This is a genomic window from Pseudomonas sp. GW822-FHT05A08 (assembly GCF_058800485.1).
Genome location: NZ_CM179511.1, coordinates 2,455,846 through 2,471,372, shown reverse-complemented (window position 1 = coordinate 2,471,372; position 15,527 = coordinate 2,455,846). Strand labels below are relative to the sequence as shown.

General features: G+C 63.1%; 10 protein-coding genes. 3 read left to right on the top strand and 7 right to left on the bottom strand.

Going from position 1 to position 15,527, the window contains the following annotated elements:
* Positions 1 to 97 precede the first annotated feature (97 nt).
* The 5 genes from AC3RCP_RS11205 to leuC form a co-directional block, all read right to left on the bottom strand.
* Complete coding sequence (locus AC3RCP_RS11205; protein WP_087088530.1) at positions 98 to 1,108, bottom strand: aspartate-semialdehyde dehydrogenase; 1,011 nt, start codon at positions 1,106 to 1,108, stop codon at positions 98 to 100.
* Between the two features lie 184 nt (positions 1,109 to 1,292).
* Positions 1,293 to 2,405, bottom strand: coding sequence for an aspartate-semialdehyde dehydrogenase (gene asd, locus AC3RCP_RS11200; protein WP_007921989.1), 1,113 nt, complete (start codon positions 2,403 to 2,405; stop codon positions 1,293 to 1,295).
* Between the two features lie 54 nt (positions 2,406 to 2,459).
* A complete protein-coding gene (gene leuB / locus AC3RCP_RS11195) occupies positions 2,460 to 3,542 on the bottom strand; it encodes a 3-isopropylmalate dehydrogenase (protein ID WP_009043028.1) in 1,083 nt (360 codons plus the stop codon).
* 228 nt (positions 3,543 to 3,770) lie between these two features.
* Complete coding sequence (gene leuD / locus AC3RCP_RS11190) at positions 3,771 to 4,415, bottom strand: 3-isopropylmalate dehydratase small subunit (protein WP_007921993.1); 645 nt, start codon at positions 4,413 to 4,415, stop codon at positions 3,771 to 3,773.
* Between the two features lie 10 nt (positions 4,416 to 4,425).
* On the bottom strand, positions 4,426 to 5,844 hold the full coding sequence (gene leuC / locus AC3RCP_RS11185) for a 3-isopropylmalate dehydratase large subunit (RefSeq protein ID WP_009043027.1): 1,419 nt from the start codon (positions 5,842 to 5,844) through the stop codon (positions 4,426 to 4,428).
* A gap of 145 nt (positions 5,845 to 5,989) precedes the next feature.
* Between leuC and AC3RCP_RS11180 the strand changes: the two genes are divergently transcribed.
* The 3 genes from AC3RCP_RS11180 to AC3RCP_RS11170 all read left to right on the top strand — a co-directional run bounded on the left by AC3RCP_RS11180 (position 5,990) and on the right by AC3RCP_RS11170 (position 12,038).
* Positions 5,990 to 6,880, top strand: coding sequence for a LysR family transcriptional regulator (locus AC3RCP_RS11180; protein ID WP_101337333.1), 891 nt, complete (start codon positions 5,990 to 5,992; stop codon positions 6,878 to 6,880).
* 81 nt (positions 6,881 to 6,961) lie between these two features.
* Positions 6,962 to 10,240, top strand: a complete 3,279-nt coding sequence (locus AC3RCP_RS11175) for a sensor domain-containing protein (protein ID WP_101337332.1) — start codon at positions 6,962 to 6,964, stop codon at positions 10,238 to 10,240.
* 106 nt (positions 10,241 to 10,346) lie between these two features.
* Complete coding sequence (locus AC3RCP_RS11170) at positions 10,347 to 12,038, top strand: Hsp70 family protein (protein ID WP_492571601.1); 1,692 nt, start codon at positions 10,347 to 10,349, stop codon at positions 12,036 to 12,038.
* Here AC3RCP_RS11170 and AC3RCP_RS11165 read toward each other — a convergent pair.
* Together AC3RCP_RS11165 and AC3RCP_RS11160 are read right to left on the bottom strand one after the other, a co-directional pair.
* Positions 12,035 to 14,719, bottom strand: a complete 2,685-nt coding sequence (locus tag AC3RCP_RS11165; protein WP_492571602.1) for a molecular chaperone DnaJ — start codon at positions 14,717 to 14,719, stop codon at positions 12,035 to 12,037. The two genes, AC3RCP_RS11170 and AC3RCP_RS11165, sit on opposite strands and share 4 nt — an antisense overlap.
* The gene (locus tag AC3RCP_RS11160) at positions 14,716 to 15,414 is read right to left on the bottom strand and encodes a DUF1266 domain-containing protein (RefSeq protein ID WP_492571603.1); all 699 of its coding nucleotides are present in this window, start codon (positions 15,412 to 15,414) and stop codon (positions 14,716 to 14,718) included. The genes AC3RCP_RS11165 and AC3RCP_RS11160 overlap by 4 nt, the downstream gene beginning before the upstream one ends.
* Positions 15,415 to 15,527 lie beyond the last annotated feature (113 nt).

Sequence of the window (15,527 nt, the reverse complement as noted above, 5' to 3'; positions counted from 1 at the left end):
GCATGCCTTGGAAGCCCGCGACAGCAGCTCACCTCCAGCAACCAGCCAAGCATAGCGCCCAGCTAGAATCATTCTGCAAATTGTTGCCAAGTATCTTTTACAGAAGGTCTTTTATCAACAACTCAGCCAGTTGCACGGCGTTGAGCGCAGCCCCTTTGCGTACGTTATCTGACGTCAGCCAGAGATTAAGTTCCGCCGGGTCGTCGATCCCCGCGCGCACCCGACCAACGTAGACCACATCCTGCCCCACCGCATCGCCCACCGCGGTCGGGTAGTCGCCCGCCTCCACCAACTCGATGCCGGGCGCCGCTTCGAGCGCGGCATTGACCGCGTCCAGGTCGATCGCCGTGGCTGACTGCAGGGTCACGCTATAGCTATCGCCAAAAAACACCGGGGCTTGAACACAAGTGACAGAAATCTTTAATAAAGGCTGCGCCAGCACCTCGCGCAACTCCCGGACCAGGCGTTTTTCCAACAAGGTGTGACCTTGCTCGTCGGGCGTGCCGACCTGCGCCAACAGGTTGAATGCCATCTGCCGGTCGAAGAATCGCGGCTCCAACGGACGCGCATTGAGCAGTTCGGCGGTCTGCCGCGCCAGCTCGGTTACCGCTTCACGGCCCTGGGTGGACACCGCGAGGCTGGCGGTCAGGTTGACCCGCTGGATCTCGAACAGGGCCTGCAACGGCGCCAGGACCACCGCCAGCGACGTGGCTGCGGCGCTGGGGCTGCTCAGTTGAACGGGCTTTTCCAGGCTGCTCAGCACCCGCTCGTTGGCTTCCGGCACCAGATTCGGCGCCTGGGCCGAAGGCAATGCGCCCGACAGGTCGATCACCGCGCAATTGGCCGCCGTGGCCCGAGGGGCGAAGCTCAGGGTCACCGCAGGGCCGGCAGCGAAAAACGCCAGCTGCACCTTGCTGAAATCGAACTCGTCGACCTCACGCACGCGCACATTTTTTCCACGAAACGGCACCGAGTGCCCCGCCGACTCGCTGCTGGCCAACAGGTGCAGGTTGGCGATCGGAAAATCGCGCTCTTCGAGAATCTGGACGAGGGTTTCGCCGACAGTACCGGTGGCACCGATCACGGCGATATCGAAGGACTGGTTCATGGTGCTACCTCTGGCGAAACGGGGGGAGCGGCACTTTACCCGGCGCTTGGGGGCGAGGCAATTTATCAGATCTGGCACATCAGACTTTTCGCAAACATGCTCATAGCCAGCAATCAGAGCTGCTCCGATATGAAAAAAGCCCGCGCCTCTTGCAAGGCGCGGGCTCTTTCAACGCATCACAGCATCAACGCTCAAGCAGGATCCGCAGCATGCGGCGCAGCGGTTCGGCGGCGCCCCACAGCAGCTGGTCGCCGACGGTGAACGCGCCGAGGAACTGCGAGCCCATGTTCAGCTTGCGCAGACGGCCTACCGGGATGTTCAGGGTGCCGGTGACCTTGGTCGGGCTCAGCTCCTGCATGCTGATGTCGCGCTGGTTCGGTACCAGCTTGACCCAAGGGTTGTGCTGGCTGATCAACCCTTCGATATCGGCGATCGGCACGTCCTTGTTCAGCTTGATGGTCAGCGCCTGGCTGTGGCAGCGCATGGCGCCGATCCGCACGCAGATGCCGTCGACCGGGATCGGGCTCTTGAAGCGGCCGAGAATCTTGTTGGTCTCGGCCTGGGCCTTCCACTCTTCGCGGCTCTGGCCGTTCGGCAGTTCCTTGTCGATCCACGGGATCAGGCTGCCGGCCAGCGGCACGCCGAAGTTCTCGGTCGGGTAGGCATCGCTGCGCATGGCTTCGGCGACCTTGCGGTCGATGTCGAGAATGGCGCTGGCCGGATTGGCCAGGTCATCCGCCACGGCGGCGTGGGTCGCACCCATCTGCTTGATCAGTTCGCGCATGTTCTGCGCGCCGGCACCGGAGGCCGCCTGATAGGTCATGGCGCTCATCCACTCCACCAGACCGGCTTCGAACAGGCCGCCCAGCCCCATCAGCATCAGGCTGACGGTGCAGTTGCCGCCGATGTAGTTCTTGGTGCCGGAATCCAGCTGCTGGTCGATGACCTTGCGGTTCACCGGGTCGAGGATGATCACCGCGTCGTCCTGCATGCGCAGGCTGGAAGCGGCATCGATCCAGTAGCCCTGCCAGCCGGCTTCGCGCAGCTTGGGGAAGACTTCGCTGGTGTAGTCGCCACCCTGGCAGGTCAGAATCACGTCGAGGGTCTTCAGCTCTTCAATGCTGTAAGCGTCCTTGAGCGGAGCAATGTCCTTGCCCACGGACGGGCCTTGGCCACCGACATTGGAAGTGGTGAAAAACACCGGCTCGATAAGATCGAAGTCTTGCTCTTCCAGCATCCGCTGCATGAGCACGGAACCGACCATACCGCGCCAACCGATCAGACCTACACGTTTCATCGCAACTACACCTATACAAAAGTGGGCCACCGTCTGAGCGGTGGGCCCGAAAGATTACAGATTCCGCAGCGCGGCGACTACTGCATCGCCCATTTCCTGCGTACCCACCTTGGTGCAACCGGCCGACCAGATGTCGCCGGTGCGCAATCCCTGGTCCAGTACCAGGCTCACGGCCTGCTCGATGGCATCCGCCGCGTCGTTCAGGTTGAAGCTGTAACGCAGCATCATCGACACCGACAGAATGGTCGCCAGCGGGTTGGCGATGCCCTGCCCGGCGATGTCCGGCGCCGAACCGTGGCATGGCTCATACATACCCTTGTTGTTGGCATCCAGCGACGCCGACGGCAGCATGCCGATGGAGCCGGTGAGCATCGACGCTTCGTCGGAAAGGATGTCGCCGAACATGTTGTCGGTGACCATCACGTCGAACTGCTTCGGCGCACGCACCAACTGCATGGCGGCGTTGTCGACGTACATGTGGCTCAGTTCGACATCCGGGTAATCCTTGGCCACCTGCTCGACCACTTCGCGCCACAGCTGGCTGGACGCCAGGACGTTGGCCTTGTCCACCGAGCAGAGCTTCTTGCCGCGCACACGAGCCATGTCGAAGCCGACCCGGGCGATGCGGCGGATTTCACTCTCGCTGTACGGCAGGGTGTCGTAGGACTGACGCTCGCCGTTTTCCAGCTCGCGGGTGCCACGTGGCGCGCCGAAGTAGATGCCGCCAGTCAGCTCGCGAACGATGAGGATGTCCAGGCCGGACACGATTTCCGGCTTGAGGCTGGAAGCGTCGGCCAGTTGCGGATAAAGGATCGCCGGACGCAGGTTGCCGAACAGGCCCAACTGCGCGCGAATTTTCAGCAGGCCGCGCTCAGGGCGGATATCACGCTCGATCTTGTCCCATTTCGGGCCGCCCACGGCGCCCAGCAGGACCGCGTCGGCAGCCCGCGCACGATCCAGGGTCTCGTCGGCCAGCGGCACGCCGTGCTTGTCGATGGCCGCGCCGCCGATCACGTCATGGCTCAGCTCGAAGCCCAGGCTGTACTTGTCGTTGGCCAGTTCCAGCACCTTGACCGCCTCGGCCATGATTTCCGGGCCGATACCGTCGCCTGGGAGAATCAGAATCTGCTTGCTCATGCTTTCCTCATTTGCTCTGTCGGTGTGCTGGTTGGCACGCCCGGAAAAATGCTGTTGCCTGGCCTGCGGCGTCCGCTCACCCGTAGAGAACGAAGCGCTGGCCCGAATATCAAGCCGTCACGGCTTTTTTGGGCGGTTGCGGCGAGCAAAAAGCTCGCTCCTACAGGTTTTGTGTCCTCTCCTGCCGGAGCGAGCTGGCTCGCCATCAATGCATCACTTTAACGCCGATCAGGCGTCGCGAAACAACCACGGCTGGCTGGCACGATGCTTGGCCTCGAAGGCGGCAATTGCGTCGCCGTCCTGCAAGGTCAGGCCGATATCGTCCAGGCCGTTGAGCAGGCAGTGCTTGCGGAACGCATCGATCTCGAATTTCAACACCTTGCCATCGGGACGGGTCACGGTCTGGGCCTGCAGGTCGATCTGCAACTGGTAGCCCGGATTGGCCTCGACCTGCTGGAACAATTCATCGACTTCAGCATCGCTGAGGATGATCGGCAGCAAGCCGTTCTTGAAGCTGTTGTTGAAGAAGATGTCAGCGTAGCTCGGGGCAATGATGCTGCGAAAACCATATTCTTCCAACGCCCAAGGCGCGTGCTCACGGCTGGAGCCGCAGCCGAAGTTTTCCCGGGCCAGCAATACACTGGCGCCCTGGTAGCGCTCGGCGTTGAGCACGAAATCCTTGTTCAACGGACGCTTGGAGTTGTCCTGGTACGGCTGGCCGACATCCAGGTAGCGCCACTCGTCGAACAGGTTCGGGCCGAAGCCGGTGCGTTTGATCGACTTGAGGAACTGCTTGGGAATGATCTGATCGGTGTCGACGTTGGCACGATCCAAAGGCGCGACAAGACCGGTGTGCTGGGTGAAAGCTTTCATGCTGCGCTCCTTAGATCAATTCACGGACGTCGACGAAACGACCGTTGACGGCGGCGGCCGCGGCCATGGCCGGGCTGACCAGGTGAGTACGGCCACCGGCGCCCTGGCGACCTTCGAAGTTGCGGTTCGAGGTCGAAGCGCAATGCTCGCCGGACTCCAAACGGTCCGGGTTCATCGCCAGGCACATCGAGCAGCCCGGCTCGCGCCATTCGAAGCCCGCTTCGAGGAAGATCTTATCCAGGCCTTCCGACTCCGCCTGGGCCTTCACCAGGCCCGAACCCGGGACCACGATCGCCTGCTTGATGGTCGAAGCCACCTTGCGGCCCTTGGCAATGACCGCCGCGGCGCGCAGGTCTTCGATCCGCGAGTTGGTGCAGGAACCGATGAATACCCGGTCCAGCTGGATGTCGGTGATCGCCTGGTTGGCGGTCAAACCCATGTATTTCAACGCACGGACGATGGAGTCGCGCTTGACCAGGTCCATTTCCTTGGCCGGGTCCGGCACGTTCTGATCGACCGCCAACACCATCTCGGGCGAAGTGCCCCAGCTGACTTGCGGCTTGATCTGCGCGGCATCCAGCTCGACCACGGTGTCGAACTTGGCGTCGGCGTCGGACACCAGGTCCTTCCAGGCTTCGACGGCGAGGTCCCATTCCGCGCCCTTGGGGGCGAATGGACGACCCTTGACGTATTCCACGGTCTTTTCGTCCGCGGCCACCAGGCCCACACGGGCGCCGGCTTCGATGGACATGTTGCAGATGGTCATGCGGCCTTCGACGGACAGGTCGCGAATCGCGCTGCCGGCGAACTCGATGGCATGGCCGTTACCGCCAGCGGTGCCGATCTTGCCGATCACGGCCAGGACGATGTCCTTGGCGGTCACGCCAAATGGCAACTTGCCCTCGACCCGCACCAGCATGTTTTTCATTTTCTTGGCGACCAGGCACTGGGTGGCGAGCACGTGCTCGACCTCGGAGGTGCCGATACCGTGCGCCAGGGCGCCAAAGGCACCGTGGGTCGAGGTGTGGGAGTCGCCGCAGACCACGGTCATGCCGGGCAAGGTGGCTCCCTGCTCCGGACCGATGACGTGAACGATGCCCTGACGCACGTCGTTCATCTTGAATTCGACGATGCCGTATTCGTCACAGTTGTCGTCGAGGGTCTGAACCTGCAAACGCGAGACCTGGTCGGCGATGGCGCTGATGCCGCCCTTGCGCTCCGGCGTGGTCGGTACGTTGTGGTCCGGGGTCGCGATGTTGGCATCGATGCGCCAAGGCTTGCGCCCGGCCAGACGCAGGCCTTCGAAGGCTTGCGGCGAGGTCACTTCGTGGATGATGTGACGATCGATATAGATCAGCGCCGAGCCATCGTCGCGCTGCTTGACCAAATGCGAATCCCAGAGCTTGTCGTAGAGCGTTTTGCCGGCCATCAGACGGTTCCTCATCATTTTCTATGCCGCGGGTCTCTGACACCGGTCAATAACCCCTTGGCTTGTGAGGCTGATGCTATGGCGTTACATTAAATAACTCAAATTCATATTTTTTATACTTTGGATAACCAACTGGAATACAACCATGGACCTGGCCAACCTCAATGCCTTTATCGCGATTGCCGAAACCGGCAGCTTCTCCGGAGCCGGCGAGCGCCTGCACCTGACCCAGCCGGCCATCAGCAAGCGCATCGCCGGCCTTGAGCAACAGCTCAATGTCCGCTTGTTCGATCGTCTGGGCCGCGAAGTGAGCCTGACCGAGGCCGGGCGCGCCCTGCTGCCGCGGGCTTATCAGATCCTCAACGTGCTGGACGACACCCGCCGGGCGCTGACCAACCTGACCGGAGAAGTCAGCGGCCGCCTGACCCTGGCGACCAGCCACCATATCGGCCTGCACCGCCTGCCGCCCCTGCTGCGCGCCTTTACCCGTCGATACCCGGAAGTGGCCCTGGACATCCAGTTTCTCGACTCGGAAGTGGCCTATGAAGAGATCCTCCATGGTCGCGCCGAGCTGGCGGTGATCACCCTGGCCCCCGAGCCCCATACGCTGGTCAAGGCCACGCCGGTGTGGAACGACCCGCTGGACTTCGTCGCCGCCCCCGAGCATCCGCTGGTGAGCAACGGCACGGTCAGCCTGGCCGATATCGCCCTGCATCCGGCGGTATTTCCCGGCGGCAACACCTTCACTCACCATATTGTCCAGCGCCTGTTCGAGGCCCAGGGCCTGACACCGAACATCGCCATGAGCACTAACTATCTGGAAACCATCAAGATGATGGTGTCCATCGGCCTGGCCTGGAGCGTACTGCCGCGCACCATGCTCGACGATCAGGTGGCGCGCATTCCTTTACCGGGCATACAGCTCACTCGCCAGCTAGGCTATATCCTGCATACCGAACGGACGTTGTCGAATGCTGCGCGGGCTTTCATGGCCTTACTGGATGCACAAGTCGATTGGCCAGGGACCCAGGCGTAAGCGTCCCGGCATGACTTATGCCACCTCTTTGCTTGCCTGAACCTGCGCCTAACGCTCTTTTCAGCCCAAGGCCCGCTGCTCATGCCAAAACCCGCTGACCGTCTACCGCCCATGCCGCGCGTTCACGCGCTCGACCCGAAACAGTCGGAGCAAAGCTGGGAGAGCGCCCCGCAGTTGCTTGCCGCACTCAATGGCGCACGGCTGGGCGCCTGGTACTGGGACATCGAAAGCGGGCAAATCAGCTGGTCGCGGGGCACCCAGGCGCTGTTTGGCTTCGATCCGCGCCAGCCGCTGCCCAAAGACCTGGAATACCTCGACCTGCTGCCCGAGGAAGACCGCGCCAAAACCATTCGCGCCTTCCATTCGGTGCTGGCCGGCGCGCCGCTGGAACAGGCGATGCATCACCGCATCCGCTGGCCCGACGGCAGCCTGCACTGGCTGGAAATCAATGGCAGCGTGCTGCCGGACAAACATGGCAAGCCCCGAATGATCGGGGTGATTCGCGAAATCACCCACCAACGCCAGCGGGAACAAGCCCTCAGCAGTTCGGAAAAACGCTTTGCCACGCTGTTTCACCTGTGCCCGAACATGGTGCTGCTGACCCGCCTGGAAGACGGCCTGATCAGCGAAGCCAACCAGTACTTCGAAAGCCTCTTCGGCTGGCCGGTGCAGCATGTCATCGGCCGCACCACCCTCGAACTGGGCCTGTGGGTCGACCCGGAACAACGCGCGCAAATGGTCAAGGCGGTACAAAAGCGCGGCCAGGCCGCCACCCTCGAGGTGCAACTGCGCGCCAGCAACGGGCAGATTCACGACGGTATTCTCAGTGCCCAGAAAGTCGAGCTGGAAGGCCAGGCCTACCTGCTCAGCACCTTTCTCGACACCAGCGAACGCAAGCTCGCCGAACAGGCCCTCAAGGACAGCCAGGAGCGCCTCGACCTGGCGCTGGACTCGGCCCAGCTCGGCACCTGGGACTGGCACATTCCCAGCGGCATGCTCTACGGCTCGGCCCGCGCCGCGCAATTGCATGGCCTGGAGCCGATGCCGTTCCATGAGTCCTTCGATGCATTTTTCGAGGGCGTGCCCGACGAAGAGCGCAACAGCATGCGCGATGCCTACCGCAGCCTGCGCGAAGGCCCGGCCGGCAATTATCAACTGACCTACCGCGTGCAACTGGCCGATGGCTCGTCACGCTTTCTGGAAAGCCGCGCCCGCCTCTACCGCGATGAGCAGGGCCATCCGCTGCGCATGGCCGGGACCTTGCTGGACATTACCGAACAGGTCGAGCGCGAGCAGCGCCTGGCGACGTCCGAGGAAAAGTTCGCCAGCCTGTTCCAGGTCAGCCCGGACCCGATCTGCGTCACGCTCCAGGAAACCGGGCAGCTCATCGAGATCAACTCCAGCTTCACCCAGACCTTCGGCTGGACCGCCGACGAAGTGCTCAACCGCAGCGCCGATGAAATCGGTCTGTGGGACGACTCCGCCCAGCGCCTGCAACGGGTCGAACAGGTAATCCGCGAACAGGCGCTGAACAATGTCGCGGTGGTGGTCCGGCACAAGGACGGGCACCCCCTGGCCTGCATCATTTCCAGCCGGCAGATCACCGTCGACAAACAGCCGTGCATTGTCACCACGCTGCGCGACATCACCCAACAACAACGCTCCGAGGCCGCGCTCAAGGCCAGCGAGGAGAAGTTCGCCAAGGCGTTCCACTCCAGCCCCGACGCCATCACCATCACCGAACGCGACACCGGGCGTTACCTGGAGGTCAACGACGGCTTCTGCCGGCTGACCGGCTACCGCGCCGAAGAAGTGATCGGCCGTACCGTGTATCAGGTCGGTATCTGGGCCGAGGAAAAACAGCGCTCGATCCTGCTCGCCGAGCTGCAGCTCAAAGGTCGGGTCAATCACCTGGAAATGCTCGGCCGCAACAAGCGTGGCGATATCCTGACAGTCGAGGTCTCGATCGAACCCATTACCCTCAATGAAACCCCCTGCCTGCTGCTCACCGCGCGGGACGTCAGCCTGCTGAAAAATGCCCAGGCACAGATTCGCCACCTGGCCTACCACGACCCGCTGACCAACCTGCCCAACCGCGCGCTGTTGATGGACCGCCTGAGCCAGCAGATCGCCCTGCTCAAGCGCCACAACCTGCGCGGCGCCCTGCTGTTTCTCGACCTGGACCATTTCAAGCACATCAACGATTCCCTCGGCCATCCGGTGGGCGACACCGTGCTGAAGATCGTCACCGCGCGGCTCGAAGCCAGCGTGCGCATGGAAGACACCGTGGCACGCCTGGGCGGCGATGAGTTCGTGGTCCTGCTCAGCGGCCTGGAAGGCAGCCGCAGCGAAGTCAGCGAGCAGGTGCGTGAACTGGCCGATACCCTGCGTGAGCTGCTCTCCGAACCGATGTTCCTCGATGGCCAGCGCCTGCAGGTGACCCCGAGCATCGGCGTGGCGCTGATTCCCGATCACGGCTCGACCCCCACCGACCTGCTCAAGCGCGCCGACATCGCGCTGTACCGGGCCAAGGACTCCGGGCGCAACACCACCCAGATGTTCCACAACACCATGCAGAAAGCCGCCAGCGAGCGCATGCGCATGGAAACCGACCTGCGCCTGGCGCTGTCCCGGGGCGAGTTCAGCCTGCACTTCCAGCCCCAGGTCGATGCCCGCGACAACCGCATCGTCGGCGCCGAGGCCCTGGTGCGCTGGCACCACCCCGAACTGGGGGCGCAATCGCCCACCGAGTTCATCAAGGTCCTGGAAGACAGCGGCCTGATCCTCGAGGTCGGCACCTGGATTCTCGACGAAGCCTGCCAGGCCTTCAGCCAGCTGATCGCCGAAGGCCTGGTGGACCCGCTCGACTTCAGCCTGTGTGTGAACATCAGCCCGCGACAGTTCCGCCAGAACGACTTCGTCGAGCGTATAGAGCACAGCCTGAGCCATTACCAGCTGCCGCCTTCGCTGCTGAAGCTGGAGATCACCGAAGGCATCGTGATCCAGAACCTGGAAGACACCATCGGCAAGATGCGTCGCCTGAAAAAACTCGGCGTGAGTTTCGCCATGGACGACTTCGGCACCGGTTATTCGTCGCTGACCTACCTCAAGCGCTTGCCGGTGGATGCACTGAAGATCGATCAGTCCTTCGTCCGCGATGCGACCCACGACCCCAACGACGCGGAGATCGTGCGCGCCATCGTCGCCATGGCCCGCAGCCTGGACCTGAAGGTGATCGCCGAAGGCGTGGAAACCGCGGAGCAGCTCGAGTTCCTGCAAGGCCTGGGCTGCCATTTGTATCAGGGTTACCTGCACAGCCGACCGCTGCCGCTGGAGGGTTTGAAAGCCCTGCTGGTCTGAGCGGGCGACATGCAATCGCCGGCCTGACAGATCAACGGGGCAGCAATTGCCAGTGTTTGGCACAACCTGTAGGGTCGCGTTTTTTGTGACGCCCACGAGATCGATCATGCAGGATGCAACCCTCCCCCGCCCGGCCCTTCTGGGCATTGACCTTGGCACCACCAACAGCCTGATCGCCGTCTGGCAGGACGGCCGCGCCCAGTTGATCCCCAACGCCCTCGGCGATGTCCTGACCCCGTCGGTGGTCAGCCTCGATGAAGACGACAGCATCCTGGTGGGCAAGGCCGCGCGGGCCCGCCTGACGACCCACCCGGAACGCACGGCCGCGGCCTTCAAGCGCTTCATGGGCAGCGACAAGCGCCTCGAACTGGGCGGCCGGCCGTTCAGCCCGGAAGAACTCTCGGCGCTGGTGATCGGCTCGCTCAAACAGGATGCCGAAGCCTTTCTCGGCCATCCGGTGCAGGAAGCGGTGATTTCGGTGCCCGCCTACTTCAGCGACGAACAACGCAAGCGCACGCTGTTCGCCGCCGAACTGGCGGGCCTGACGGTGTCGCGGCTGATCAACGAGCCGACCGCGGCCGCCATGGCCTACGGACTGCACGAACAGAAGTTCGAACGCACGCTGATCTTCGACCTGGGCGGCGGCACCTTCGACGTCACGGTGCTGGAATACGCACTGCCGCTGATTGAGGTGCATGCCTCCACCGGCGACAACTTCCTGGGCGGCGAGGACTTTACCGAGGCCTTGTTGCAGGCCTGCCTCAAGGACTGGCAACTCACCCCGGCGCAGATCGACGCCCAGGGCATGGCCAGCCTGGGCGACGCCCTGGAGCAGCTCAAGTGCGCACTCGCCGAAGGCACTCAGTCACTGAGCTGGCGCCATGGGGACACCTCGTATGAATGGACGCTGGACGAAGCGCTGGCATTGAAGATCTGGGAACCGCTGCTGGCCCGCTTGCGCGCGCCCATCGAACAGGCCCTGCGCGATGCCCGCCTCAAGCCTCGCGACCTCGACAGCCTGGTGCTGGTGGGTGGCGCAACCCGGATGCCGGCGGTGCAGCAGATGGTCGCCACCCTGTTCGGCCGCCTGCCTTACCGCCATCTCGACCCGGATACGATCGTCGCGCTGGGCGCCGCCACCCAGGCCGCCTGCAAGGCCCGAGACGGGGCCATCGAAGAACTGATCCTGACTGACGTCTGCCCCTACACCCTGGGGATTTCCACCCGTCGCGGCGAACAGGTCAGTGGGGCCTTTTCGCCGATCATCGAACGCAACACGGTAATCCCGACCTCACGGGTGCAGCAGTTCTACACCACACATCCGCATCAGGCGTTTATCCGCATCGAGGTGTACCAGGGCGAGCGGCCCTGGGTACGGGACAATATTTTCATCGACGCCTTCGACGTGCCTCTGACACCCAGCGAGCAGATCCAGTCCCTGGACGTGCGCTTCAGCTATGACATCAATGGCCTGCTCGAAGTCGACGTCACCCTGCTGGCCAGCGGCGAACGCCATAGCCACAGCATCGACCGCAGCCCCACCGGGCTCGATGCGCAATCCCGGCAAACCAGCCATGAGCGGCTGACCGCGCTGAAAATCCATCCTCGCGACGCCCTGCCCAACCGCACCCTGCTGGCACGCCTGGAACGGGCGTGGATGCAAAGCCTGGGCGACGAGCGCGAGCGCATCGCCGACTGGCTGGACACCTTCACCACCGTGCTCGGCGACCAGCAACCAGCGCAAATCGCCAGCCATCGAACCCAGTTGAACAAGGCACTGGACCAACTGCGTCTCTAGCCGTTGAGCCGCCGTAAACAGGCCTGCAAACCACCGGGCAGCGCGTCTTCACCCGCGCTGTCCGGCGGTACGCCATAGCGGTTGGGCAGCTTGTCGCCGGGAAAGGCGAACAGGATCAGCGACAGAAATGGAAAGAACACCGACAGGCCGCCCAGCACCAGCAAGGTCGGAATACCACGCCCCATGTCATGCAGGCGGCGCAGAATCGCCCCGAGCAAAAACAGGCTGCCCAGCAATGACACAACGATCGCGGACAGCGACGTACCGCTGAACAACGCGGCCAGCGGGGTGATCAGCACAGCGCCCAGCACCTGCCAGAAAAACGCCCCGCGTCCCAGCCGTGTGCCCAGACGCCAGAAAGCCGTGGCGGGCGTCGGACGGCTGTCGCCCTTGGCCAGCAGCAGACGCTCGCTCCAGGACAGCAGCGCACTGAAGGCAAAGCGCAGGCCGAGTCCGTGTTCCGGATTGTCCTTGGCCCGCTGCATGCGCAGCAGCACTTTCTGCCGAGGCACCCCGGCACTGCCGTAACGCACCAGCCCCTTGAGCACATCGAGGGCCAGGTAAAAAGCCTCGCTGTCGATCCCTTCGTCTTCGACCAGCGTCTGCTGCGGCGGCCGTGGCGGCTCGCCCTTGATCAAGCCGTGGCGGAAGCCGTCGAACCAGTCCTGGGGATTGGTGATTTCGGTAATCCGGTCGAGCAGGTATCGACGCTGCTGCGCATCGATCACCGGGTCGTGATACAGCACACCGCTCAAGAGCATGCGCCCGAGCAAATCGTCCGCGAAGGCGTGCAGGTCGCTGCGCAGACATGCGAACAAGCGCTCATTGCTCAACAACCGCACACTGTCGAGCGCTTCCTGGACGCCAAGCAATTGCCGGTCGAGCAAGGCATGCAGCGGATCGTCCAATTGCAGCCAGCCGAGCAAAGCGCTCAGGTCGCCCTGTTCGCGCTGTAACTGGGCAAGCTGCGGCTGCAGCCGGCTGAGCGGATGGGACGGATTGAGCGCCAGGCGCTCCAGACACCGCGAGTCGATCAATTGCCACCAGCGTTCCGGCTGCTGCAGCAACGCCATCAGGAACAGCGTATGGGCGTACCAGTGCCAGACAGCCTCTCCCGTCCCTGGCGGCGGCAGCACTACGCCATGCTGGCTCAGTTGCAGCAGCAGGTTCAGTTCCGACAAGTCGCTAGCGGCATCCGTATCGCTCAATTCGAAAGACTCGGCGATACGCTCCAGGGCGGCGTGACCGTAAGGGCGTAATCGGCGCAGCCACACACGACAGATCTGGTGCGGCTCACCGGTTGTCAGCGCAGCGGCCAGTTGTACCGAAGCCGCGCCCTCATCGATGAAGGCCTTCATCGCCAACGGAATCGGCGCCTGGCTCAACCAGCGCAAGTGCTGCCCGGCCTGGTCCTTGAATCCGCTCAGCACCAGGCCTTCGAGGGCATCCAGTGGCTGCGGTTCGTCCAGCACCTGTTGCAACAGGTCTGCTGCGCCACGGTGCAAGGCCCAGGCATGCCGGTACAGGCGCAACAACCGGGTGTCGGTGTTCTGGCCCAGCAACTGCGCCAGCAAGGGCAACTCGTCGCCGGTCATCCGCCAGTCGATAAAGGCCTGCGCCAATCCCTGCAGCTCGAGCCGGCCAACGCCGAGCCAGCGGATCAGCGTCTCGGGACGTTGTGAAGGGCTGCCGTATTCCTGGGTGACATGGGCGAGATCGGTGGACCAGCCGCTGAAATTCTCCAGACGATCAAACGCCTGGATCAGCAGCGGCAAAAAGTCCGGCTGACGTTTGGCGCACAACGCCAGCAATTGGCTCTCGGCCTTGGGATGACGATGCTCCTGCCAAAGCCGGACCCAGCAAGGCAACGCCTGATCGTCCAGCCCCAGCAGGCTGTTCTGGCACGCCAGCAAGTACAGCCAGTCCACATCATCCGGCGCTTCGCGCTGCTGCTCGATGCACAGCTGCAGCAGCCCCTGGCCACCGATGCCGGCCTGGGTGAATTGCACCAGCAAACGCTTGATGAAGAGCGCATCGTTCGGCAACGGCAGGCAGGTGTGTTGGCTGGCGAAGCCTTCGTATTCGTGGAGCGGTCGCCGGTCGAAGATGAAGTCGAGACTGCGCGCGTACCACAGGCTTTCGGTCTGCGCCGGTTCCGACCAATTTCCCATCAGCACCGTGTCGAAAGGGTCCGGGGTCTTGATCCGGTTCAGATAGTCCTCGACATGACGGGCCTGATCGAACCCCAGCTCCAGCAACTGATGCTCCCAGCCCATGCGCTGGGCCAGCAGGCCCGCGCAACGATGGGACAGCGGCCCGGCGTTGGCCGTCCGCCCGAACAACTCCCAGCGCAGGTCATCGAGCATGCCGAGCGGCAGTTGATCCAGTGTCTTGATAAAGGCCTGCCAGGCCTCAGGATTGAAGCGCCGCGCCGGATCACTCAGCAGCGCATCAAAATCGAGGATGGCCTGCGCAGGCGCAGGCTCGTTCTCCTGCGCCGCTTCAAGTTCCTGCGCCTTGTCACGCACCAGCCGCAGGGCACTCTCGTAGGCCTGGCGCAGTGCCTGGAATCCTTCGGGATCGGTCTCCGGGTGATGCTCCGGCAGACGGGCACGATAGGCATTGCGAATCAGCGTTTCATCGGTGGTAGGGTCGATCCCCAACTGTATCCAGCAACTCATGACCAGGCGAACTCCTCAAGCGACGCCGGACGCTGCGGCAAATCGAGATCCAGGTGCCATGGCAAGTCCGCTAGACAATCCGCCATGTTTTGCGCAAGCCCCTGGGCGATCATCAGGCTGTTGGGGTTCTCCCCCTGTCGATCCAGCTCGTAAGCCAGTTCGTCGTCGCTATTGCCCAGGCAACCCCAAAACGCGCGGCCAACCAGGAAACCATTGAAATAGGCGAACCAGCTGCCGTAGTGGTATTGCGCCCTGACCGCCAGCCGGCCGTGCAGCCACAGGCTCTCGGCCAGATCGATCCACTGGTTACGCACGCCGCAACGCAAGAGAAACCCCATTCGCCCGTAATCCCAGGCCAGGATCCCGCCCGGGCCGCAAGCACCAAAGGTACGGCTGGCGAACTCATGCAGGATGCGTTCACGGGGCTCGAGGGTCTCGAGCAGGGCCTGCCACTCGCTCGGCAGGCAGCGCTGCCAGGCGCGATAGGCGTCGTCGAGGCGGGCGGCATGACCGTGGTCAGTCATCTTTTCCAGCATGTCCAGCAACTGCCGTCGGTCACCAATGCCCCAACTGCCTTGCAGGTCGATGGAGTCCGGACCGGGGTAGAACGCGGGGTTGTCGTATCCGGCGCGAGGGTTGAGCGCAACCATCGGCGCAGAGAGGCTCCACAGCCAGCGCTGTTGTATCTCGTCCATGAAAAAGGCTCCAGGCCGACCGGTAAGGAGGGGGGTCGGCAAAACTGCGGCGGATTGTAGAGAAAGCGCCGCAACGCGGCAAAGGCGAACGATGATTTTCCCAGGCATAAAAA